This is a genomic window from Streptomyces sp. NPDC026301 (genome assembly GCF_055567935.1).
Map to the genome: position 1 here is coordinate 229,224 of NZ_JBVHPN010000008.1, position 20,008 is coordinate 249,231.

Sequence of the window (20,008 nt, forward strand, 5' to 3'; positions counted from 1 at the left end):
GGGCCGTACGGGGTGTCCGGGAGCCCTCCCGGGGGCCGTGCGGCGTGTACCGGCCGGGAGAACCCTGTGCCAGTTAGCTGACTGGTCGTCAGATTAGCGGTAGCCTCCTCGGCTGTCAGTACGGACGACCTGCCGGACGACCGACCACGGAGGTGGCGATGGGGGCGACCCTCAAGGACGCTACGGCGATAGCCGGCATCGGACAGACACCCTTCGCCAGGCACCTTCCCGAATCCGAGAAGACGCTGGCCTGCCGCGCGATCACGGCCGCCCTGGCCGATGCCGGGATCGCCCCCGCGGAGGTCGACGCCTTCGCCTCCTACACCATGGAGGAGACCGACGAGGTCGAGGTCGCCAAGGCCATCGGCGCGGGCGACGTCACCTTCTTCTCCAAGGTCGGCTACGGCGGCGGCGGTTCCTGCGCCACCGTGGCGCACCTGGCCGCCGCCATCGCCACCGGCCAGGCCACCGTCGGCGTCGCCTGGCGGTCGCGCAAGCGCGGCTCCGGGCCCCGCCCCTGGACGAACACTGCCGTTCAACTCCCCACCCCCGCTCAATGGACCCGCCCCTTCGGCCTGCTGCGCCCGGCCGACGAGATCGGGATGCTCGCCCGTCGCTACATGCATCAGTACGGAGCCACCCGCGACCACTTCTTCAACGTCGCGCTGGCCTGCCGCAACCGCGCCAATCAGAACCCCGCGGCGGTCATGTACGACCGTCCGCTGACCCGCGAGATGTACATGACCGCGCGCTGGATCAGCGAGCCGCTCTGCCTCTTCGACAACTGCCTGGAGACCGACGGCGCGCTGGCGTGCGTCCTGGTCTCCGCCGAGCGCGCCCGCGACTGCCGCCGCACCCCCGTCTACGTCCACGCCGCCGCCCAGGGCCTGCCCGCCCAGCACCACGGCATGGTCAACTACTGGAACGACGACCCGCTCACCGGGCCCGCCTGGACCGCCGCCCGACACCTGTGGAAGTCCGCCGACTTCGGCCCGCAGGACGTGGACGTCGCGCAGATCTACGACGCCTTCACCCCGCTCATACCGCTCTCCCTGGAGGGCTACGGCTTCTGCGGGCGCGGCGAGGGCGCGGCCTTCACCGAGAAGGGCGCCCTGGAGATCGGCGGCCGGCTCCCGCTGAACACCGGCGGCGGTGGCCTCTCCGAGGCATACGTCCACGGTTTCAACCTGATCACCGAGGGCGTCAAGCAGCTGCGCGGCACCAGCACCGCGCAGGTGCCGGACGCCGCGACCTGCCTCGTCACCGCGGGCGAGGGCGTCCCGACTTCCGCGCTTTTGCTGAGGAGTTGACCGTCAGTGAAATTCATGAAACCGAGTGTGACAGCCGCCACTGACAGCCGCACCGCGTCCGCCACGCCTGTGGATAACTCCGCCGCAGCCGGCGCGACCGACGCAGCCGGCGTGGCCGGCGCGGCCGACGCGCACAGCGTCACCGCCGACGGCTTCCTGCTCCCCGTCCCCGACGACGACGGCGCGCCGTTCTGGGCGTACGCGGCCCGTGGCGAACTGCGCGTCCAAGCCTGCGCCGACTGCGGCGAACCGCGGTTCCCGCCCCGTCCCTGCTGCCCGCACTGCCAGTCCTTCGCGAGCGAGTGGCGGCGGATGTCCGGCCGCGGCCGGATCTGGTCCTACGTCCTGCCGCACCCGCCGCTGCTGCCCGCGTACGCCGCCCTCGCGCCGTACAACGCCGTCGTCGTCGAGCTGGCCGAGGCGCCGCGCATCCGGCTGGTCGGCAACCTCGTCAGCGCGCCGGACGCCACGCTGAACTCCGTGCCCGCGCACAAGCTGCGCATCGGCGCGGCGGTGAAGGTGACCTTCCACGAGATGGCGGACGGCGTGACCGTGCCGCGCTGGCTGCTGGAGCGCCCATGACCGTACGCGTCGACACCCGGGCCGGCGCGGGCGTCGCCCTGGTCACCCTCGACCGGCCCGGCCGCCTCAACGCCATCGACCTGGCGACCGCCGAGGAACTGGCGGGCGCCTGGCGCGCCCTGCGCTTCGACGACACCGTGCGCGCCGCGGTCGTCACCGGCGCCGGCGGCCGCGCCTTCTGCACCGGCGTCGACCGCTCGGTACGCGTGCCGCAGCCCGCCTCCCCGTACTCCCTCGACGACCCGCTGCTCCGCATCGGCCCCAAGGCGGCCGACCTGTGGAAGCCGGTGATCGCCGCGGTCGACGGCATGGCCTGCGGCGGCGCGTTCTACCTGCTGGGCGAGTGCGAGTTCATCGTGGCCGCCGAGACCGCGACGTTCTTCGACCCGCACACGACCTACGGGATGGTCAGCGCGTACGAGTCGGTCCTCATGGCGCAGCGGATGCCGTACGGGGAGATCGCCCGGCTCGCCCTGATGGGCACCGCCGAGCGGCTCGGCGCCCGGCGCGCCCACGAGGTGGGCCTGGTCTCCGAACTGACGGCCGCCGGTGAGGCGCTGCCGGCCGCCCTGCGCGCGGCGGAGACGGTCGCGGCACAGCCCACGGAGGCCGTGCAGGGCACCGTACGGGCCCTGTGGGCGGCGAAGGAGGCGGCCCGCACCCAGGCGCTGGCACACGCCCCGCACCTTGTAGCGCTCGGCAACCTGCCCCCGGAGCGGCAGACGGAGCTCTTCGAGGAGCGGCGGAAGGGGGGTGCCCCTCGGGTGCGGTGAGCCCGTTAGCCGACGTCGTCGAGGAGGCAGTTGGCGACCTTGTCGGCGCGGTCGGGATGCGCCATCGGGACCTGGACCTCCGGGTTGTCGGTGGTCTCGTCGGCGTCGTAGTCGTCCTCGTACGGATTGAGCTTCACCTTGGCGGTGTCCACGACGGTCGCGTCCGCGCCGAGGAATCGCACCGTGACGGTCACGTCGGTGTGCGGATCCCCGACGACGAGCCTGACCAGCGCATGCGGCGTGGCCTCATCCGGGTCGACGCACGCGATGATCGTGCCGCTCGGCGCCTGCGTCGCGGTGGGCTCCGGACTGCTGTCCGACCCGCTGCCGCCCGAGTAGTCGTCATCGTCGTAGTCGTCGTCATCGTCGTAGTGGTGGCTGCTGTGGTAGCCGCTGCTGCTGGAGTGGGCGCTGCAGCCGCCGCCACCGCTGTCACTCCCGTGGCCGTGCGGCCGGAAGCCGGTGAGCGAGAGCAGAACGAAGGCCACGACGGCCGTGAGCCGTAAGTGACGCTGTGCCATGAGATCCCCCGAATGTTTGACGAGCGCACGTCACGATACCGGGACCGGATTGCCGTGGCGGCCCGCGGCGGCACGGCGTAGCGTCGGCTGTGGAGGCGTCAGGACGAAGCGAAGCGAGGCGACGCTTGTGGTGCGCAACGTAATCGGCTCCCTGATCGCCCTCATCGGAGCGGCGGCCGCCGTATGGAGCCCCTTCCGTCCTTGGTACGACGGCCGTCACGGTGCGGACATCCGGATCGCGGACCTCTTCAACGGGATCACCGGCAGCGGCGCCGATGTCATGCGCTCACTCCTGCTGCCGATGCTGGTCGCGGCCGTGCTGACGCTGATCGGCGTGGTGCTGCGGTCCCGCTTGACGGTCACGCTCGCGGGGCTGGTCGTGCTCGGCTTCACCATCCTGTGGATGGTCCGGCAGGGCCAGGCGGCCGGCAGCCTCACCGCGGGGAACGGGGGCCGGGGTCTGGGCCTGGGAGTCGCGGTGGCGCTGGGCGGCGGCGTCCTGCTGTTGCTGGCCGCGCTGCTGATGAGCGGCCGCCGGGCCGTACGCGCCCGTCGCCGCCGGAAGGCGCGGGAGCGCGACGAGGAGTACGCGCCCGCACCGTACGGAGCAGAGCCCGACGACCGGTACGCGTACGAAGGCGAGCCCGGGGGCGCGCCGTACGCCTATGAGGGACAGCCGGATCAGCCCCCGTATGCGGCGACGCAGCCGGACGTCCCCTACGGAGGACCGCGGCCTGACACCCCTTACGAACAGCAGCCTGTCCAGCAGCCCGTCCAATGGCCGGGCGCCGGCGGGTCCTCGGCCGCCGGGCCCGCACAAGAGCCGTGGCCCGCGGCGACGCACGACGGCACGACCCCGCCGGCCGGTACGCCGACGGCCGCGCCGGCCGACCCTACGCAGCCGTTGCCGCGCATCCACGGCGACCAGGAGACACAGCCCGGACAGGGCCGCCCGCCCGAGGAGCGCTAGCCGGACCCCTTCCAGGTCCGCGCAGCCACAGGGCAGTACAGGCCCGCGCGGCGCCCCTAGGAGCGCCGCGCCTGCCCCGTGCCCTTCGCGGCGTCCAGCGCGTACACGCAGCGGTCCTTGCTGCAGGCGTAGACGACGCCCGCGGCGGCCACCGGGGTGCCGGTGATCTCGCCGCCGGTCGCCAGCTTCCAGCGCAGCTGGCCGCCCATCGCGTCCAGCGTGTACAGGCAGTGGTCGGCGGACCCGAAGTGCACCCGGCCGTCCGCGGCCACCGGTGCCCCGATGACCTCACCGCCCGCCTGGAAGCGCCAGCGGGGCGTGCCCGTGACCGCGTCCAGCGTGTACAGGGCGTTGCCGCTGCCCAGGTGCACCGCGCCGTCGGCGACCAGTACCGGCTCGGTCGACTGGCGCGCCTCGGTGGCGATCCGCCAGCGGTCCCGGCCGTCGTTCGCGTCCAGCGCGTAGACCGTGCCGAGGTAGTCCGCGAGGTAGATGCCGCCGCCGGTGACGGCGGGCCCGGGGGCGTACGCGGGCGGCGCCAGGAAGACGGCCGGTGCCTCGAAGTGCCAGCGGACGTCGCCGCGGTTGCTGTCGATGGCCAGGACGCGCGTGCCGGCCACGACGTAGACCACGCCGTCCGGGGCGGTCAGCAGCCGCACGGGCACCCCGCCGCAGGACGCCGCGTCCCCGACCGGGTACGACCAGCGCTCGGCGCCCGTACGGGCCTCCAGCGCCTTCAGGCGCGCTTCCGCCCAGACGTACACCGTGCCCTCGTGCACGACGGGGCCGGACTCGGCGGTCTCGAAGTCGGTCTGCGCGCCGCCGATCTCCCACAGCAGCTCGCCGTTGGCCGCCTCCCACGCCTGCACGCCGCCGCCACGGGTGCCGGTGACGACCGTGCCGCGGTCGACCCCCAGGCTGTAGACCCAGCCCTCGGTGTTCAGCCGCCACAGCTCGGAGCCGTCGGTGGCGTCCAGCGCGTACAGGCTCGGGCCGTCCGACGCGTGGATCCGGCCGTCCGAGACGGCCATCGCCCAGGCGACCTCGCGGGTCTTGAACTGGCGCCGCCCGCTGGCCACGTCGAGCGCGTGCACCTCGAAGGAGGTGACGTACAGCAGGTCACCGGAGACGACCGGGGTGCCCCACACGTCGTTGGACATGCGGAAGCGCCAGGGGCGCCAGCGGCCGTGGCCGCCCTGCGCCGCGGGGTCGCCCGGCCGGCCGCTCGCGGGCGCGCCGTGGCCGCCCTGCGGGCCCGGCGCGGGCTGCGGAGGCACCGCGGGCGGCGGGCCCGCGGGCCCCGGGGCTTGCACTCCGGCCGGCGGCCGTACCCAGTTCGTCGTCGGGCCGGGCTGCGCCTGGGGGGCGTGGCCGTCCGCCGGCCGGGGGCCGGGCCCTATCGGGGCCACCGAACCGCCGAGCCGTACGGAGCCGTCCGGGCCCTCCACCTCCTGGGGCGGCGCGGGCGCGACCGGGCCGGTGGGCGCCGCCTGCGCGAGCGGTGCGCCGCCGCGCGGGTCGCCCATCCGGCGTGCACCCGGCCCGACCGCCGCGGAAGCGGCCCATCCGGGGTCGCCGGTGGGCGCGGGCATCGGCGCGCTCTCCTGGCGCTGCGGCGCCGGGGGCGGCGCGGACGGTACGGGCGGGGCGGCGGGCGGCCGTTCCGGCTGTGCGGAGTACCCGCCCCGGGCGGCGCGGCCCGAGGAGGCCGCGGCGCGCTGGGCGGGCTGCCGGGCGGCCGTCACACGGCCGCCGCGCCGGCTCTCGATCAGGCCCACGGCGTTCCCCGGCAGCCAGGCCGAGGCCGTACCGCTGTCGTCCGTACCGGAGCCGAAGAGGTGCGGCGCCAGCTGGGACTGCAGGTCGGCGGGGCTGGGGCGGTGCTCGGCCGCCATCTGCATCGTGGCGTCGATCAGCGGCCGCAGCTCGTCCGGCAGGCCCTCCAGGTCCGGCCCCTCGCGCAGCAGCATGAAGACCGTCTCGACCGGGTTGGCGCCGTGGAAGGGGGCGTGTCCGGTGGCGGCGAAGACCAGGGTGGAGCCGAGCGAGAAGATGTCGCTGGCCCCTGTGACGCTGCGCGAGTCGCGCGCCTGCTCGGGTGACATGTACGCGGGCGTACCGACGGCGACGTTCGTCATTGTCAAACGCGTGTTCGACACGCCGCTGGCGATACCGAAGTCGATCACCCGCGGCCCGTCCTCGACGACCAGGACGTTCGACGGCTTCAGGTCGCGGTGCACCAGGCCCGCGCCGTGGATGGACTGCAGGGCCTCGGCGACGCCGGCCGCCAGCCAGCGCACGGCCTGGGCCGGCAGCGGCCCGCACTCATTGACTATTTCTTCCAGGGAGGGAGCGGGGACGTAGGCGGTCGCCAGCCACGGCACCGCCGCGCGCGGGTCGGCATCGACCACCGCCGCGGTGTAGAAGCCGCTGACCGCGCGCGCCGCCTCGACCGCGCGCGTGAAGCGGACCCGGAACAGCTGGTCCTCGGCGAGCTCGGTACGGACCGTCTTGATCGCCACCCGCCGGCCGGAGGCCGAGCGCGCGAGATACACCAGCCCCATACCGCCGGCGCCGAGACGGCCGAGCACCTCGAACGGGCCGATCCGCCGGGGATCGTGCTGCGTCAGCTGCTCCACCACTTGCCTGCCACCTCCCCGTGGGGCGTCAAAGAGACTCTCAAAAGCCAAGAGCCGCCGAGAGCCACTGCCCCGAGCAGCGTCTCACCGCGTGGCCGATTCGGCCGTACGCGTGCTGATTCTTCCTGGCGAAGCCGACGGTTGCGAACCCGGGGGCTTCCCGTCGTGTCCCGTGTCCCGCCGAGCGGTACGCACAGGGCTCGTTACCTGCCGTTACACCCCGCATACGCGAGCGCGTCGGGTCCCGTTCATGCGTCGACCGCACATATGTCCGGTGACCACCGGGTGGCCGACCTCACGGCACGGTGCACCGGCCGGCCCTTCGCGGGCGCCGGTCCGTGCCCCGGTGTGCGGTCCGTCGTCGCCATTCCCATCCCCGTACGTGCTGTTCGGTCCCGCGTACTCACCGGCCTGCCGCCGAGTCCACGGACCCGTTGCCGGGCCGCGCCGCCCGCGGCCCGGCAGCGGGAGCTGCCACGGCCCAATTCTGCTGTGCCGAACGGCGTTCGGGGGCCATGACCACGAACTAATTGGCGGATCGGTACGCCTACTTCGCAAGAGGAGGGCCGTTTTGGGCCGAGGTGTTGGGTTATGCCCTGCAACAGGCACGGGGCGAGGTGAACGCGTGGGGCAGGAGAGGCATGAGAGGCGATACGGCATCCCCCCGCCCTACTTCGGCGCCATCAGCCCGAAGGCCGCCCCCTGATTGTCGACGACCAGGGCGAGGTGGCCGCCGGGCGTCCCCTGGGGCTCGCTGAGGACCTTGCCGCCCTGCCGGACCGCCGTCCGCAGGGCGGCCTCCATCTCCTCGGCCAGGAAGAAGACGGTGAAGTGCGCCGGCAGCTCGGCCGGCGCCCGCGCGTCCAGCACGATCCGGCAGCCGATCTCGCGCTCCTCCCCGGCGATCCGCCACGGCAGGAACGTCGGGCTCGCCATCGGCCCCTCGGTCACGCCCTCGAAGCCGAAGACGTCCCCGTAGAAGGCGTCGACGGCCTCCGGTTCGCGCGTGCTGAGACCCATCCACGCGTACGCGCCGGGCTCGGCCTGCACCTCGAAGCCCTGATGCCGGCCGGCCTGCCAGGCGCCGAAGACCGCGCCGCCGGGGTCGACGCCCAGCATCATCGCGCCCAGGTCGCCGAGCGGCGTACCGCCCGAGATCACCTGGCCGCCCGCCTCCCGGACCTTGGCGGCGGTTTCCCTGATGTCGGAAGTCGCGAAGTACACGCCCCAGACGGTGGGCATCCGGCCGTCCTTCTTGGGCAGCAGCCCTGCGGCCTTGCGCCCGTCGAGCAGGGCCGTCGTGTAGTCGCCGAACTCGGGAACGCTGTCCGAGAAGGTCCAGCCGAACAGCTCTCCGTAGAAGCGCTTGCCCGCCTCAAGATCCGGCAGCATCGCGTCCGCCCAGCAGGGGGCACCCTCCGCAAAAGCCGTCATACGGACAAAGTAACCGGGCTTTCCGATACGCGCCCGGCGCGGAGCCCGGCGCATACCTCCGCATATCCGCCCGCACACACCCCCGCGCATACCCCCGGGCGGTTGTCCACCGAAGTTGTCCACAGGCTGTTGATAAGATGATTCACTTGTTCAGGCCAATGCTGCCGACGCGGATCCGCGGCCCCGAAGCCGGGCGGCGAAAGCCTCTTCCCGGCCCGATTCGCCCCATCCCCATTTGCAGGCAGCCAAATCGCGCTCCGATCACCCCTCGGTAAGCTGACGGCATGACAGGACAAGTTCGAACCGTCGACGGCAGAGTCGCCGGCCGCCGCGGGCAGGCGACCCGGCAGAAGCTCCTCGACTGCCTCAGCGAGATGCTCAGTTCGTCCCCGTACCGGGACGTCAAGGTCATCGACGTCGCACGCAAGGCGGGCACTTCCCCCGCGACGTTCTACCAGTACTTCCCCGACGTCGAAGGCGCCGTACTCGAGATCGCCGAGGAGATGGCCCAGGAGGGCGCGAGCCTGACCGACCTGGTCGCCGGGCGCTCCTGGATCGGCAAGTCGGGCCGCCAGACGGCCGAGGAGCTGGTCGACGGCTTCCTCTCCTTCTGGCGGAAGCACGACGCGATTCTGCGCGTCGTCGACCTCGGCGCGGCGGAGGGCGACAAGCGGTTCTACAAGATCCGCATGAAGATCCTGAACGCCGTCACCAACTCCCTTACGGACTCCATCAAGGAGCTCCAGACCAAGAACAAGGTGGACAAGGAGGTCAGCCCCGCGGCGATGGCCGGCTCACTGGTCGCCATGCTCGCCGCGGTCGCCGGCCACCAGAAGGGCTTCACCAGCTGGGGCGTCAAGCAGGCCGAGCTCAAGCCGAACCTCGCGCTGCTCGTCCATCTCGGCGTGACGGGCAAGAAGCCCGCCAAGTAGCCGGGGCGCGGCGAGCGACCGCCGCCCCCGGCACGACGCGACCACAGGACCGCGCACGTCCTGCCGCGCCCGCGTCCCCCGCCGGTCCGCCCTTCGTCCTGCCATATCTGCACACGCCTCGGGCACCGCCCGGACTCTCACGGAGAGCCGGACGGTGCCCGAGGCGTATCCGTACGACGGACTGCCCGTACTCACTTATCTGATGTACCGTCAGTTTTATGACCACCGGGACCAGTACGGCTCCGTCACGTACGCGCAGGGTCGCCGTCGCCGGAGTGGCACTGGCCGACTGCGGGCGCGTCGACGACGCCACCCCTTACGCCCTGCACGCCCAGGCCGCCCGCCGCGCGCTGGCCGACTCCGGGCTGGACCGCTCGGCGATCGACGGCTTCGCCTCCGCCGGGCTCGGCACGCTCGCCCCGATCGAGGTCGCGGAGTACTTGGGGCTTCGCCCCACCTGGGTGGACTCGACCTCCGTCGGCGGCTCGACCTGGGAAGTCATGGCCGCGCACGCCGCCGACGCGATCGCCGCCGGCCATGCGAACGCGGTCCTGCTGGTGTACGGATCGACCGCGCGCGCCGACCTCAAGGCGCGGCGCCGCACCGCCGACCTCTCCTTCGGGGCCCGCGGCCCTCTGCAGTTCGAAGTGCCCTACGGCCACACCCTGATCGCCAAGTACGCGATGGCCGCGCGCCGCCACATGCACCAGTACGGCACGACGCCGGCACAGCTCGCCGAGGTCGCCGTCCAGGCGCGCGCCAACGCGGCGGCCAACCCGGACGCGATGTACCGGGACCCGATCACCACCGACGACGTGCTGTCCGGGCCGGTGATCGCGGATCCGTTCACCAAACTGCACTGCTGCATCCGCTCCGACGGCGGCTGCGCGGTCCTGCTGGTCGCCGAGGACCGCGTACCGGACCTGGCCCGGCCGCCGGTCTGGGTGCTCGGCTCGGGCAGCGCCGTCTCGCACACCACGATGTCGGAGTGGAACGACTTCACCGTCTCGCCGGCCGCCGTCTCCGGGCGGCTGGCCTTCGAGCGGGCAGGCGTGCGCCCGGACGAGATCGACATCGCCCAGATCTACGACGCGTTCACCTACATGACGCTGGTGACGCTGGAGGACCTCGGGTTCTGCGCGAAGGGGGAGGGCGGCGCGTTCGTCGAGAAGGGCCGGCTGCTCCGGGACGGAGCGCTGCCGACGAACACCGACGGCGGCGGGCTCGCCGCCTGCCACCCCGGGATGCGCGGGCTGTTCCTGCTGGTCGAAGCGGTGCGGCAGCTGCGCGGCGAGGCCGGCGAGGGCCGCCAGGTACGGAAGGCGGGCGGCCGCCTGCCGCGCCTCGCGGTCGCCTCGGGCACCGGCGGGTGGTTCTGCTCGTCCGGGACGGTGGTGCTGGGGGCGGAGTGAGGGGCGGGCGCCGGAGCGTGCTCGGGGTGGGGTGGCCCGGTGCTGCGCTTCGGGGGTACCGGACGGCGCGTGAAGGTTGCGTTGGAGCGCGCTCCAGCTCGTAGCGTCCGGCTCACGACCCGACCCAAGGGGGAGCCATGCGGTACACACTGTTCGGCAGGACCGGTCTTCGGGTGAGCGAGCTGAGCCTCGGCACCATGACGTTCGGCGAGGACTGGGGGTGGGGCGCCGCCGAGGACACCAGCCGGCGGATCCTCGACACGTACGCCGACGCGGGCGGCAACTTCATCGACACCGCGAACAACTACACGGACGGCAGCGCGGAGCGGATCGTCGGCGAGCTGCTCGGCGGCCGCCGGGACCAGTTCGTCCTGGCCAGCAAGTACACCTGCGCCACCCGCAAGGGGGACGTGAACGCGGGCGGCAGCCACCGCAAGAACCTCGTGCGGTCGGTGGAGGCGAGCCTGGACCGGCTGCGTACCGACCGCCTGGACATCCTCTGGGTGCACGCGCGCGACAACTTCACCCCGGTCGAGGAGGTCATGCGGGCCCTGGACGACATCGTGCGAGCCGGCAAGGTGCTCTACGTCGGGGTGTCCGACTGGCCGGCCTGGGAGATCGCGCAGGCGAACACCCTTGCCGAGCTGCGCGGCTGGACCGCCTTCGCCGGATCGCAGCTGCGCTACAACCTGTTGGAGCGCACGCCGGAGCGCGAACTGCTCCCGCAAGCCCGCGCATTCGACCTGGCCGTGCTCGCGTGGGCGCCGCTGGCCGCCGGCAAGCTCACCGGCAAGTACCGCCGCGGGGAATCCGGCCGGCTGCACGTCGTCGGCGGCGAGGACGGCACGGACCAGCAGGAAGAGGCGGTCGTCAGCGCCGTCCTGGAGGTCGCCGAACAGGGCGGCTGGAGCCCGGCGCAGGTGGCGCTGGCCTGGCTGCTGCAGCGGCCCGGCAACATCGTCCCGATCGTCGGCGCCACCAAGGAGAGCCAGCTCCTGGACAACCTCGCCGCGGTCGGCGTCGAGCTGGACGCCGAAGCGGTGGCCCGGCTGGACGAGGTCAGCGCGGTACCGCTGGGCTTTCCGCACCAGTTCCTGCGCGAGCCCGCGATCACCGAGAACGTGTACGGCGATCGCTGGGCCGACATCGACGACCGGCGCTCCACCTACCGGCGCACGCCGCACGAGATCCGCTAGCGGCGCCACAGGGGCCGCCGCTCCAGGCGCCCGGCGCCGCGCGGCGTCACTCCTCGAGCAGCGCCCGTAGGACGGGACCGGCATGCGTCCACAGGAGCATGCCGCCCGCGTCCGGTACGAGGTGGCGGCGCGCGGTGCGTATACGGGTGGCGAGCAGGGCGCCGTGGTCCGGTGAGTGCGTCGGGGCGGTGTCCAGCGCGCCGTACCAGAGGTCGACCGGCACCCGGATCACCCCGGGATCGAACGGCCAGTGGCTCATGGCGAGCAGCGTGTCCCGCGCATAGCCGGCCGGGCCGGGCGCGAAGCCCTCGGCCATCGCCTCCCGGAAGGCCGCGGCGAACGCGGGCTGTTCCAGAAGGGCGCGGTCGCGGTCGCCGCTGCCCGCGGCGACCAGTTCGTACAGCACCTCCGGGCTCCCGAAACCGGCGAACGAGCGCTCGGCGGCCACCGGGTCGGCCGCGGCCCGCTCGGCGAGGTACCGCACCTCGTCCGGCAGCAGCGCCTCGAACGCGGGCGCGGCGAGCTCGTCCGTGCCGGAGACCACCGCGAGCCGGGTGAGCAGCCCGGCGGCGGCGCAGGCCAGCGCGAACGGCGCGCCCTGCGAGAAGCCGACGCCGCGCAGCCCCGCGAGCCCGCGCAGCGCGGCGAACTCCCGTACGTCCTCGGCCCAGCCGGTGAGCGTACGGCCGGGCGACGGGTCGGACGCGCCCAGCCCGGGACGGTCCACGGAGAGCAGCCGTACGCCCAGCTCCTCGACCGCCTCCGCGCCGAAACCGAGCCGCCGGGACGTGGCCGCACCGGGACAGAGCAGTACCGGCGTGCCGTCCTCGGGTCCCCACTCCCCCCAGGCCAGCCGCCGTCCGTCGGCCAGCCGGACGGCCCCTCGCCGGGCAGGCGCGGGCACGGCGACGGCCGTCCCGGCCGAGATCGCAGACATGACACCAGCGTCCGTCGCCGACGCCGCCCACCGCAACCGAATTGCCGGCGGGGGCGCGAGGGACGCGGGCGGCCCGACGGACGCACGCCGCCCGGCGGACGTACGCTGCCCGGCATGACCACGACGGACGACTCCCCCGAAGCCCGCGCCTTCCGTGACCTGCTGCGCAGCCTGCGGGTCTGGACGGGCGAACTGCCCGCGTTCGATCCGGACGCCGCCCCCGAAGCGCCGCTGCCGCTGTTCCGGCAGTGGCTGGGCGAGGCGGCCGCCGCGGGCGTACCGGAGCCGCACACGATGTCGCTGGCGACCGCGGACGCGGCGGGCGCCCCGTCCGTGCGCATCGTGATGCTGCACGACGCCGACGAGAACGGCTGGCACTTCGCCTCCCACCGCGGCAGCCGCAAGGGCCGCGAGCTGGCCGCCAACCCCCGTGCCGCGCTGTGCTTCTACTGGCCGCTGATCGCACGGCAGGTCCGGGTCAGCGGCCCGGTCACGGCGGGCACGCCCGAGGAGAGCGCGGCCGATCTGCACCGCCGTTCGCCGGGCGCGCTGGCCGCCGCGCTCGTGGGCAGGCAGAGCGAGGTACTGGACTCGTACGCGGAGCTGGAGCGGGCAGCGGACGCGTCCTGGGCACGGGCGCGGCGCGAGCCGGAGGCAGAGGTGCCGAGCTGGACGGCGTACGTGCTGCGCGCCGAGGAGGTGGAGTTCTTCCAGGGCGACGACCGCCGCCGGCACGTACGGCTGCGCTACCGGCGGTCGGGCGACGACTGGCAGCGGGAACTGCTGTGGCCGTAGCCCGTACCGGTCCGTACGTACGGTCCGTACGGACGGACACCGGGGCTCAGAACCGCTGGTACGTGGTCAGAACCGCTGGTACATGATGTGCAGCCCGACATAGCCCTTCTTCGGGTGCAGGAACGCCTCCGGCAGGGTCGTCATGATCTCGAAGCCGAGTGACCGCCAGAGGGCGACGGCACCGGTGTTGGTCTCCACGACGGCGTTGAACTGCATCGCGCGGTAGCCCTCGGAGCGGGCCCGGCGCAGTACGTACTCGCCCAGGGCGCGGCCGACGCCCTTGCCGCCGTGCGCCGGGTCGACCATGAAGCTGGCCCCGGCGATGTGCGCGGCGCCGCCCATGTGGTTGGGGTTCATCTTGGCCGTGCCCAGGACCGTGCCGTCCTCGTCGGCCGCGACGACCGTGTGGCCCGGCGGGCTGAGCATCCACAGTGCGCGGCCCGCCTCCTTGTCGAGGTCGCGCGGGTAGGTGTACGTATCCCCGGCAGCGACGATCGCGTGGAAGAACGGCCAGATGGCGTCCCAGTCCTCGGCGGCGGCTTCTCTGATCAGCACCCGCCCAGGGTGCCTCCCGGCGCCGCGCGCCGCCACCGGATATCGCTACTCGGCGGGCCGGAAGACCGGGACCGCGGGGCCGCCCGCGCCCGCGCCATCGCCATCGCCATCGCCTTCGCCACCGCCCTCGTCATCGCCGGCGCTGCGGAAGTGGACCAGCAGCTCCATGCCGATCCGCAGCGCCGCCTCCGGGCAGTCGACGACCTCGGTCATCATCCGCGGTCCCTCGGCGAGATCGACGACGGCGGCGGTGTACGGGACGCGGCCGCCGAACGGCGGCAGGTCGTTCCGGTGCACCACGGACCAGGTGTACAGCGTGGCCCGGCCGCTCGCCTCCTCCCAGACCACGTCCTCGCTCCAGCAGCGCGGACAGAATTCCCGCGGGTAGTGGTGCGCGGCACCGCAGCCGGCGGTCCGGCAGCGCCGGATCAGCAGCCGCCCGTCCGCCGCGGCGTCCCAGTACGGGCGGCTGAAGGCGTCGGTCTCGGGCAGGTCGTGCCGGGGCATGGTCGCGGTCATCGGAAGAGTCCCATCGCGGCGTCGAGCGACCAGGTCTGCCAGCCCATCGCGCAGAGCGCGACGAGCGAGATCAGGGCCATCATCGCGTTCTGCCCCTGCTCGGCCCAGTCGTGGATCATCAGTACGAGGTAGAGCAGGTTGAGCACCAGGCCCGCGACCAGCGCGACCGGCGTGAGGAAGCCGAGGACGAGACCGGCGCCGAGCGCGAGTTCCGCGTACACGACGACGTACGCCATCGCCTTCGGGCGCGGCCGTACGACCAGGTCGAAGCCGCGACGCACCACGGCCCAGCGGTGCTCGGCCGCCACGCCGGCGGCCCACGCGATGCCCGTACCACGTTCGAACCAGCCCTTCTTGTCCTTGTGCCGCCAGCTCTCCAGCCACCACAGCCCCAGGCCGATACGGAGTACGGCGAGCCATTCGGGCCCGCCGAGCCAGATCGTCTGCATCGCACGCCTCCCGCACGGCCGCCGTTCCTGACGACTCGTCAGTTACTCGGCCAGTTCAGCCGAGAGTGCGGCCGCTGCGCAAGAGGTGGAGCACCGGCACCGCACCCGAGGACCATCTGCACGCACCATTCCTGACTGAGCGTCAGTTCTGTAACCTGACTATCTGTCAGGTACCTGCCTGCCAGGTACGCATCGGCGGTCAGACGGGAGCGGCGCAGCGATGCTGGGATCCACTCATGGCACCCTCACCACTCACTCGCGGCCCGCCCGGGTCGTGGCCTGCGGAGGGCCGACGCCGCAGGCCGTGCACGGGACGGCCGGCCCGGAGCAGGGCAGCGGCGGCCCCGGCGCGGGCGGCGGCCGGGACGGCACCGGCGACCCGGACGTCAGCGGGCGCCCGCTGTCCGCGGCCGTGCCGGACCTGGACCACTTCTTCCGCCCCCGGACCGTGGCCGTCATCGGCGCCTCGGACAGCGAGGGGCGGCCCCACACCGGCATCACCCGCCGGCTGATCGACTGGGCCGAGCGGGTCGGCGCCCGGCTGCACCCGGTCAACCCGGGCCGCACCTCCGTCTTCGGGCTGGCCTGTCACACCTCCGTCTCCGACCTGCCGGAACAGGTCGATCTCGCCGTACTGCTGGTCGCCGATCCGCTGCCGGTCATCGAGGAACTGGCCGACGCCGAGGTGAAGTTCGCGGTCGCCTTCGCCGCCGGCTTCGCGGAGACCGGCGCCGACGGCGCCGTCGCGCAGGAGCGGCTGGCCGCGGCCGTCGCCCGCTCCGGCATCCGGCTGCTCGGCCCGAACACCAACCTCAACGCCTTCGAGACCTTCCGCGAGGACCTGGCCGGGCCGGCCATCGCGCTGATCACGCAATCAGGCCACCAGGGCCGCCCCGTCTTCGCCCTCCAGGAGCTGGGCATCCGCCTCTCGCACTGGGCCCCCACCGGCAACGAGGCCGACCTGGAGACCGCGGACTTCCTCTCCTACTTCGCCTCCCGTCCCGAGGTCGGTGCCATCGCCGCGTATGTGGAAGGGCTCAAGGACGGCCGCAGCTTCCTGCTCGCCGCCGACCGCGCGGCCCGCAACAAGGTCCCGGTCGTCGCGGTCAAGGTCGGCCGCACCGAGACCGGCGCCCGCACCGCCGCCTCGCACACCGGCAAGCTCACCGGCGCCGACGAGGTGGTGGACGCGGCGATGCGGCAGTTCGGCGTGGTCCGCGTGGACGGCCTGGACGAGCTGCAGGACACCGCGGCGCTGCTGGCCAGGGCCCGCCCGCCGGTCGCCGAGGGCGTCGCCGTCTATTCGATATCGGGCGGCACCGGCGCGCACTTCGCCGACCTGGCGACGGCGGCCGGCCTGCGCCTGCCGACGCTCGGCGAGGACAGGAAGCGGGAGCTGCACCAGTGGATACCGGACTACCTCAACGTCGCCAACCCGATCGACAACGGCGGGCACCCGGTGGGTGACTGGCGCGGCCGGAAGATCATCGACGCGATCCTCGCCGACCCGTCCGTGGGCGTCCTGATCTGCCCGATCACCGGCCCCTTCCCGCCGATGAGCGACAAGCTCGCACAGGACCTGGTGGACGCGGCGGAGCAGACGGACAAGCTGGTGTGCGTGGTCTGGGGCTCGCCGGTCGGCACCGAGGACGCCTACCGGAAGACCCTGCTCGGCTCCTCGCGGGTGGCCACCTTCCGTACCTTCGCCAACTGCATCACGGCCGTCCGCGCCCACCTGGAGCACCACCGCTTCACGGCTGCCTACCGGTCCCCCTTCGACGACGCGCCGCGCACGCCCTCGCCGTCCGCGCGCAAGGCGCAGGCGCTGCTGCGCCCGGGCGAACAGCTCAGCGAGCACGCCGGGAAGCAGCTGCTGCGCGCCTACGGCATCCGTGTGCCCCGCGAGCAGCTCGTGACCAGCGCGGCCGGGGCCGTCCGGGCGGCGGCGCAGGTCGGCTACCCCGTCGTCATGAAGGCGTCCGGGCCGCGGCTGGCCCACAAGAGCGAACTGGGCCTGGTCAGGATCGGGCTGACCTCGGCCAGCCAGGTCAGGGACGCCTACCGCGAGCTGACGGACATCGCGCGCTACGAAGACGTCGCGCTGGACGGGGTGCTGGTGTGCCAGCTGGTCGAGCCGGGTGTGGAGATGGTCGTCGGCGTCACGCCCGATCCGCTCTTCGGGCCGACCGTGACCGTGGGACTGGGCGGCGTGCTCGTCGAAGTACTGCGGGACACCGCGGTGGCCGTACCGCCCTTCGGCGAGGACCACGCGCGCGCGGCGCTCGGCCGGCTGCGGGGCCACGCGCTGCTGGAGGGCGTCAGGGGGGCGCCGCCGGCCGACACCGACGCGCTGGTCGAGGTCATGCTGCGGGTCCAGCGGATGGCGCTGGAGCTGGGCGATCAGCTGGCCGAGCTGGACATCAACCCCCTGGTCGTCCTCCCGAAGGGCCAGGGCGCCGTGGCCCTCGACGCGCTCGCCGTCTGCCATTGAACGCCGGCGTCCGCACCCCGGCCGCACCGGCAGCCGTGTCCATGCCGACGCCAGAAGCTGGAGCAGCTTGACCATGACGACCTCCCCCGACGGTCCCGACGGGACCTCCCGATCCTTGATACTCCACACCACTGACAACGGCGTGGCCTGGATCACTCTCAACCGCCCGCAGGCGAGGCACGCCCTCACCCCCGACCAGCGCGAACGCATCATTTCGCGGCTTGCGGAAGCGTCCGCCGACCCGGCCGTGCGCGCCGTGGTGATCACCGCGACGGGCCGCGGATTCTGCGCGGGCGCGGACCTGCGGGCCCGCCCCGGCGGCAGCGGCGGCAGCGGCAGCGGCAGCGGTGAGCGGATCGCCGGTGACGTCGCGCGCGTGATCCGGCAGGGCGCCCAGCGGCTGATCGCCGCGGTCATGGACTGCGAGAAACCGGTGATCGCGGCGGTCAACGGCACCGCCGCGGGACTCGGCGCGCATCTCGCCCTCGCCTGCGACCTGGTACTGGCCGCCGAATCGGCCACGTTCATCGAGGTGTTCGTGCGCCGCGGCCTGGTGCCCGACGGCGGCGGCGCGTACCTGTTGCCCCGGCTGACCGGGCCGCAGCGCGCCAAGGAGCTGATGTTCTTCGGCGACGCGCTGCCCGCCGCCGAGGCCGAGCGGCTCGGGCTGGTCAACCGAGTCGTACCGGACGACGACCTGGCGAGGACCGCGGCCGCCTGGGCCGACCGGCTGGCGGCCGGCCCGACGCGCGCGCTGGCCCTCACCAAGCAACTGGTCAACGCCTCGCTGGACGCCGACCGCGGCGCGGCCTTCGCCGCCGAGGCCGCCGCTCAGGAGATCAACATGACGACGGCGGACGCGCAGGAGGGCGTGGCGGCCTTCGTGGATCGCCGCACACCGGAGTACCGCGGCCGCTGACCACGAAGGTGCGCGCGTTGCGCCCGGCACTCGCCGTCGCGACGGGCGGCCGAACCCCGCTGCTGATACGGGGAGTTAAGACTCACCGCTGGGGCAGAGCGGTACCTCGTGGACGTCGCGGGTGTGCACGCCCGGCAGCCACCCCTCGGCACCCTCCACGGAGGTCACCCGGTACCACCGGTGGGAGAGCGCGCCCGTCGTGTCCCGCACGAGGCGCCCGTTGGTGATGACGCACTCCGTGGCCAGCCGGTCGCCGTTCCAGACGCGGCCCGCGGCGTTTCCCGGGGCGGCGTACGCCTGGTGCGGGTCCCGGGCCAGGCGCAGCGCGCACCGTACGGTGCGCGCCTTCTCGCACGCCGGCTCGCTGTTGTACACCGTGACCTCAAGTCCGGTACCCGGGCCGGGTGGCGCGGGCTGCTCGCTGCCCGTCCCGACGAGCCGCCACACACCGAAGCCCAGGACGAGCGCCGCCACAGCGAACAGCACCGTCATCAGCTGCGGCCGCCGGCGCAGGAACGACAGGGGGCTGCGCGGCGCACCGGGCGCGGGCGCGGACTCGGCTATGCGGGTCCACAGTCCGGGCGGTGGCTGGATTTCCTCGTCGGCCGCCCGGAGGCGTTCCCGCAATATCGTTTCGGCACCCCGGCGCCCCAGGCCGTTCCGGTAACCGCTCCGAGGATTCCGCCGCCCGCCTCCGGGGCCCCCGTGGCCATTACGGGGGCGCCCCGGCCCGCTACCGGGACCGCCCTGCCGGTTCCCGGGACTCCCCGGCCCGTTCCAGGGGTCGTCCCCCCGCCCGTCCCCGGGGGCCACATGCGTGTTCCCGAAGTCGTCCCGCTCCACGGTGTGCTCACCTCCCCGTGAGGTCGTACGGCGACGCGGCGAGGTAGCCGCGCAGCCGGTCCAGCGCGCGGGCCCGGTGCCGGGCCGCCGTGCACCGCTGCACCTTCATGATCCTGGCCGCCTTGCCGATGGTGTATCCGTCCAGGTCGACGAGGATGACCAGGCCGGCCTGGCGGTGCGAGAGCCGGCTCAGCATCCGCACCGCTTCCAGCTCGGCCTGCCGGCGCTCCCGCCGGCCGTCCCAGCCGGCGCCGGGCAGCTCCCGCATGAGCGCGCCGCTGCCGGGCCCGTCCTCCGGGCCGCCCTCGCCGATCAGCGCCTGCCGACGCTCCCTGCGGTGCGCCTCCCGGGCGACGCTCAGCAGGGCCGTGAAGGCGCGGGCGTACGGCTCCGGATGCTCCAGGAAGCGGTACGGGCGCGCGGCGAGCTTCAAGTACGCCTCGTGCACGATGTCCTCCGCCGCCTGCCGGGACCCCGCCAGCAGCACCGCCCGGCGGTACAGCCGCGGCAGCAGCCCGCAGAAGACGTCGTCGAAGGACGGCGACGGAAGGGACGACGACGCCATCGCATCGGCCATGCGGCGGAACTCTCCCCGAATCAGATACGGGTGCGGCCGTGAGGGAGATACCCGGCATGATCCGCTGCCAACCGACCGAATACCGACAATTATTCGATCCGCCGGTGATCCGCCACCAGGCGCCGCCCGCGCAGCCCACCTGGCCCCGCGCGCC

19 protein-coding genes are annotated in these 20,008 nt (G+C 73.4%); 10 read left to right on the top strand and 9 right to left on the bottom strand.

All coding sequences use genetic code 11. The features are described from left to right. Positions 1-158 precede the first annotated feature (158 nt). The 3 genes from ACZ4MH_RS16280 to ACZ4MH_RS16290 all read left to right on the top strand — a co-directional run bounded on the left by ACZ4MH_RS16280 (position 159) and on the right by ACZ4MH_RS16290 (position 2,665). Positions 159-1,310: a lipid-transfer protein gene (locus tag ACZ4MH_RS16280; RefSeq protein ID WP_351593944.1), complete on the top strand. Its 1,152-nt coding sequence runs from the start codon at positions 159-161 to the stop codon at positions 1,308-1,310. Positions 1,311-1,421: 111 nt separating this feature from the next. Continuing rightward, positions 1,422-1,892 carry a Zn-ribbon domain-containing OB-fold protein gene (locus ACZ4MH_RS16285; protein ID WP_351594017.1) on the top strand — a complete coding sequence of 157 codons (471 nt, stop codon included), beginning with the start codon at positions 1,422-1,424 and terminating at the stop codon, positions 1,890-1,892. Beyond that, on the top strand, positions 1,889-2,665 hold the full coding sequence (locus tag ACZ4MH_RS16290) for an enoyl-CoA hydratase/isomerase family protein (RefSeq protein WP_351593941.1): 777 nt from the start codon (positions 1,889-1,891) through the stop codon (positions 2,663-2,665). The genes ACZ4MH_RS16285 and ACZ4MH_RS16290 overlap by 4 nt, the downstream gene beginning before the upstream one ends. A gap of 5 nt (positions 2,666-2,670) precedes the next feature. Here the strand turns inward: ACZ4MH_RS16290 and ACZ4MH_RS16295 are convergent, their stop codons facing one another. Next, the gene (locus ACZ4MH_RS16295; protein ID WP_351593938.1) at positions 2,671-3,186 is read right to left on the bottom strand and encodes a hypothetical protein; all 516 of its coding nucleotides are present in this window, start codon (positions 3,184-3,186) and stop codon (positions 2,671-2,673) included. 127 nt (positions 3,187-3,313) lie between these two features. Here ACZ4MH_RS16295 and ACZ4MH_RS16300 point away from each other — a divergent pair, with 127 nt between their 5' ends. After that, a complete protein-coding gene (locus tag ACZ4MH_RS16300; protein WP_351593935.1) occupies positions 3,314-4,156 on the top strand; it encodes a hypothetical protein in 843 nt (280 codons plus the stop codon). Positions 4,157-4,212: 56 nt separating this feature from the next. On the opposite strand, the gene afsK is transcribed toward ACZ4MH_RS16300, so the two are convergent. Together afsK and ACZ4MH_RS16310 are read right to left on the bottom strand one after the other, a co-directional pair. Continuing rightward, positions 4,213-6,798, bottom strand: a complete 2,586-nt coding sequence (afsK, locus tag ACZ4MH_RS16305; protein WP_467754541.1) for a protein serine/threonine kinase AfsK — start codon at positions 6,796-6,798, stop codon at positions 4,213-4,215. 666 nt (positions 6,799-7,464) lie between these two features. Next, on the bottom strand, positions 7,465-8,229 hold the full coding sequence (locus ACZ4MH_RS16310; RefSeq protein WP_351598040.1) for a VOC family protein: 765 nt from the start codon (positions 8,227-8,229) through the stop codon (positions 7,465-7,467). 284 nt (positions 8,230-8,513) lie between these two features. On the opposite strand from ACZ4MH_RS16310, the gene ACZ4MH_RS16315 reads away from it, so the two are divergent. The 3 genes from ACZ4MH_RS16315 to ACZ4MH_RS16325 all read left to right on the top strand — a co-directional run bounded on the left by ACZ4MH_RS16315 (position 8,514) and on the right by ACZ4MH_RS16325 (position 11,769). Continuing rightward, positions 8,514-9,161: a TetR family transcriptional regulator gene (locus ACZ4MH_RS16315; RefSeq protein WP_351598043.1), complete on the top strand. Its 648-nt coding sequence runs from the start codon at positions 8,514-8,516 to the stop codon at positions 9,159-9,161. A gap of 218 nt (positions 9,162-9,379) precedes the next feature. Further along, the gene (locus ACZ4MH_RS16320; RefSeq protein ID WP_351598046.1) at positions 9,380-10,573 is read left to right on the top strand and encodes a thiolase C-terminal domain-containing protein; all 1,194 of its coding nucleotides are present in this window, start codon (positions 9,380-9,382) and stop codon (positions 10,571-10,573) included. 137 nt (positions 10,574-10,710) lie between these two features. After that, positions 10,711-11,769, top strand: a complete 1,059-nt coding sequence (locus tag ACZ4MH_RS16325) for an aldo/keto reductase (RefSeq protein ID WP_351598049.1) — start codon at positions 10,711-10,713, stop codon at positions 11,767-11,769. A gap of 46 nt (positions 11,770-11,815) precedes the next feature. Here the strand turns inward: ACZ4MH_RS16325 and ACZ4MH_RS16330 are convergent, their stop codons facing one another. Beyond that, on the bottom strand, positions 11,816-12,706 hold the full coding sequence (locus ACZ4MH_RS16330; protein WP_351598050.1) for an alpha/beta fold hydrolase: 891 nt from the start codon (positions 12,704-12,706) through the stop codon (positions 11,816-11,818). A 114-nt stretch (positions 12,707-12,820) separates the two neighbouring features. On the opposite strand from ACZ4MH_RS16330, the gene ACZ4MH_RS16335 reads away from it, so the two are divergent. Beyond that, the gene (locus ACZ4MH_RS16335) at positions 12,821-13,501 is read left to right on the top strand and encodes a pyridoxine/pyridoxamine 5'-phosphate oxidase (RefSeq protein WP_351598053.1); all 681 of its coding nucleotides are present in this window, start codon (positions 12,821-12,823) and stop codon (positions 13,499-13,501) included. 66 nt (positions 13,502-13,567) lie between these two features. On the opposite strand, the gene ACZ4MH_RS16340 is transcribed toward ACZ4MH_RS16335, so the two are convergent. From ACZ4MH_RS16340 to ACZ4MH_RS16350, 3 genes are read right to left on the bottom strand one after another with little or no spacing between them, the layout of a single operon-like run. Continuing rightward, positions 13,568-14,056 (bottom strand): GNAT family N-acetyltransferase, encoded by a 489-nt coding sequence (locus ACZ4MH_RS16340; RefSeq protein ID WP_351598056.1) that lies wholly within the window; start codon positions 14,054-14,056, stop codon positions 13,568-13,570. Positions 14,057-14,101: 45 nt separating this feature from the next. Continuing rightward, the gene (locus tag ACZ4MH_RS16345; RefSeq protein WP_351598059.1) at positions 14,102-14,575 is read right to left on the bottom strand and encodes a Zn-ribbon domain-containing OB-fold protein; all 474 of its coding nucleotides are present in this window, start codon (positions 14,573-14,575) and stop codon (positions 14,102-14,104) included. Next, positions 14,572-15,024, bottom strand: a complete 453-nt coding sequence (locus ACZ4MH_RS16350; RefSeq protein WP_351598062.1) for a DoxX family protein — start codon at positions 15,022-15,024, stop codon at positions 14,572-14,574. Before ACZ4MH_RS16350 ends, ACZ4MH_RS16345 begins: the two co-directional genes overlap by 4 nt. A gap of 220 nt (positions 15,025-15,244) precedes the next feature. Between ACZ4MH_RS16350 and ACZ4MH_RS16355 the strand changes: the two genes are divergently transcribed. Further along, on the top strand, positions 15,245-17,515 hold the full coding sequence (locus ACZ4MH_RS16355) for an acetate--CoA ligase family protein (RefSeq protein WP_351598065.1): 2,271 nt from the start codon (positions 15,245-15,247) through the stop codon (positions 17,513-17,515). A gap of 73 nt (positions 17,516-17,588) precedes the next feature. After that, positions 17,589-18,434, top strand: coding sequence for an enoyl-CoA hydratase/isomerase family protein (locus ACZ4MH_RS16360; RefSeq protein WP_351598068.1), 846 nt, complete (start codon positions 17,589-17,591; stop codon positions 18,432-18,434). A gap of 75 nt (positions 18,435-18,509) precedes the next feature. On the opposite strand, the gene ACZ4MH_RS16365 is transcribed toward ACZ4MH_RS16360, so the two are convergent. Then, the gene (locus ACZ4MH_RS16365; RefSeq protein ID WP_351598071.1) at positions 18,510-19,061 is read right to left on the bottom strand and encodes an anti-sigma factor; all 552 of its coding nucleotides are present in this window, start codon (positions 19,059-19,061) and stop codon (positions 18,510-18,512) included. A 223-nt stretch (positions 19,062-19,284) separates the two neighbouring features. Further along, entirely contained in the window at positions 19,285-19,854 is a 570-nt protein-coding gene (locus ACZ4MH_RS16370; RefSeq protein ID WP_351598074.1) for an RNA polymerase sigma factor, read from the bottom strand. Between the last annotated feature and the right edge of the window lie 154 nt (positions 19,855-20,008).

What these genes read in the sequence shown, in the direction of transcription:
- ACZ4MH_RS16280 (WP_351593944.1), top strand. Translation starts at nt 159, where the DNA reads ATGGGGGCGACCCTCAAGGACGCTACGGCGATAGCCGGCATCGGACAG.
- ACZ4MH_RS16290 (WP_351593941.1), top strand. Translation starts at nt 1,889, where the DNA reads ATGACCGTACGCGTCGACACCCGGGCCGGCGCGGGCGTCGCCCTGGTC.
- ACZ4MH_RS16295 (WP_351593938.1), bottom strand. Translation starts at nt 3,186, where the DNA reads ATGGCACAGCGTCACTTACGGCTCACGGCCGTCGTGGCCTTCGTTCTG.
- ACZ4MH_RS16310 (WP_351598040.1), bottom strand. Translation starts at nt 8,229, where the DNA reads ATGACGGCTTTTGCGGAGGGTGCCCCCTGCTGGGCGGACGCGATGCTG.
- ACZ4MH_RS16315 (WP_351598043.1), top strand. Translation starts at nt 8,514, where the DNA reads ATGACAGGACAAGTTCGAACCGTCGACGGCAGAGTCGCCGGCCGCCGC.
- ACZ4MH_RS16320 (WP_351598046.1), top strand. Translation starts at nt 9,380, where the DNA reads ATGACCACCGGGACCAGTACGGCTCCGTCACGTACGCGCAGGGTCGCC.
- ACZ4MH_RS16325 (WP_351598049.1), top strand. Translation starts at nt 10,711, where the DNA reads ATGCGGTACACACTGTTCGGCAGGACCGGTCTTCGGGTGAGCGAGCTG.
- ACZ4MH_RS16330 (WP_351598050.1), bottom strand. Translation starts at nt 12,706, where the DNA reads ATGTCTGCGATCTCGGCCGGGACGGCCGTCGCCGTGCCCGCGCCTGCC.
- ACZ4MH_RS16335 (WP_351598053.1), top strand. Translation starts at nt 12,821, where the DNA reads ATGACCACGACGGACGACTCCCCCGAAGCCCGCGCCTTCCGTGACCTG.
- ACZ4MH_RS16345 (WP_351598059.1), bottom strand. Translation starts at nt 14,575, where the DNA reads ATGACCGCGACCATGCCCCGGCACGACCTGCCCGAGACCGACGCCTTC.
- ACZ4MH_RS16350 (WP_351598062.1), bottom strand. Translation starts at nt 15,024, where the DNA reads ATGCAGACGATCTGGCTCGGCGGGCCCGAATGGCTCGCCGTACTCCGT.
- ACZ4MH_RS16355 (WP_351598065.1), top strand. Translation starts at nt 15,245, where the DNA reads ATGCTGGGATCCACTCATGGCACCCTCACCACTCACTCGCGGCCCGCC.
- ACZ4MH_RS16360 (WP_351598068.1), top strand. Translation starts at nt 17,589, where the DNA reads ATGACGACCTCCCCCGACGGTCCCGACGGGACCTCCCGATCCTTGATA.
- ACZ4MH_RS16370 (WP_351598074.1), bottom strand. Translation starts at nt 19,854, where the DNA reads ATGGCCGATGCGATGGCGTCGTCGTCCCTTCCGTCGCCGTCCTTCGAC.